2 protein-coding genes are annotated in these 1,205 nt (G+C 71.0%); both read right to left on the bottom strand.

Going from position 1 to position 1,205, the window contains the following annotated elements; all coding sequences use genetic code 11:
• Positions 1-541 (bottom strand): CTP synthase (locus tag R1101_RS0123850; RefSeq protein ID WP_081494155.1); only part of this gene is annotated, 541 nt, incomplete at its 3' end.
• A gap of 182 nt (positions 542-723) precedes the next feature.
• Positions 724-1,205, bottom strand: a 482-nt coding sequence (locus tag R1101_RS0123840) for a copper transporter (RefSeq protein ID WP_016935670.1), incomplete at its 5' end; no start/stop codon positions are given.

The following is a 1,205-nucleotide window of genomic DNA, read 5'->3' as shown; positions in this document are numbered from 1 at the left end:
CGCGACCGACCTCGTGCCGGACCTGGCGGGCGGCCTCGAGGAACGGCTGGGATTCGATGTCGCCGACGGTGCCGCCGATCTCGGTGATCACCACGTCCGGGACCTGGCCCTCGGCGTCCGGGGCGGCCATGGCGAGGATGCGGCGCTTGATCTCGTCGGTGATGTGCGGGATGACCTGCACGGTGTCGCCGAGATATTCACCGCGTCGTTCCTTGGCGATGACCGTGGAGTACACCTGGCCGGTGGTGACATTGGCGTCGGCGGACAGGTCCCTGTCGAGGAAGCGCTCGTAGTGACCGACGTCGAGGTCGGTCTCGGCACCGTCCTCGGTGACGAAGACCTCGCCGTGCTGGAACGGATTCATCGTGCCGGGGTCGACATTGAGGTACGGGTCGAGCTTCTGCATCGTCACGCGCATGCCGCGTGCGGTGAGCAGAGTGCCCAGGCTCGACGCTGTGAGCCCCTTGCCGAGCGAGGATGCGACGCCCCCGCTGACGAAGATGTGCTTGGTAGGGGTACGCGAGTGGCGTGACTGTGGCAAAGAAGCTCCCGTGACGTCAGGTGCAGGACTTTTGGACTGATGCGATACAGCTGGGGCCTGCCGACCCACGGAACTTCACGGTAACACCTCCGCGGGCCGGCGCGTACCCGACTCGCGGGTGCGGACCGCCGGTGCAATCGACGTCACAGGCCCGTCCCGGATCGGGACGGCCGCGGCGACGCTCAGCGAGCCGGGGAACCGACCGTGACGGCGGTCGCGCTCGGACCGGTCCCGTACCGGCCGCTGCCGCCGTCGAACTGCTCGCGCAACGCGAGGACCGTCGTCAGGCGCCCCGATTCGCGGTCGAGGTTGTCCACCGTGGACAGGCCCGCGGCGAGCGCGGCATCGGCCCGCACCACCGCGATGGGTCCGTTGCCCTCCGCTGCCCCGGTGCGGCCTGCGAGGACCGCGCCGGCGCCGCGGCCGTCGACGACCCCGGCGAACCGGGCGATCAGCGACCCGCGGTTACCGCCGCGTTCGGCGTTGCCGCTGTGGTCGCCGGTGACGACGAGCGCGCTCTGGGCCGGGTCGATCCGGTCGTCCTCGTAGGTGACGAAACCGCCGCTGCGCAACGTGGTGAGCGCCAGGGCGCGTTCCTCCGGGGTGCTCCGCGGCCCGCCGGTGGCCGGGTCGACGAGCAGCACCGCGCCGAGCAGATCCCCGG

The sequence above is a fragment of the Rhodococcus sp. R1101 genome, assembly GCF_000278445.1.
GTDB lineage: Bacteria > Actinomycetota > Actinomycetes > Mycobacteriales > Mycobacteriaceae > Rhodococcus > Rhodococcus gordoniae.
Note: the sequence above shows the minus strand (reverse complement) of the source record. Positions and strands in the feature narration are given on the sequence as shown.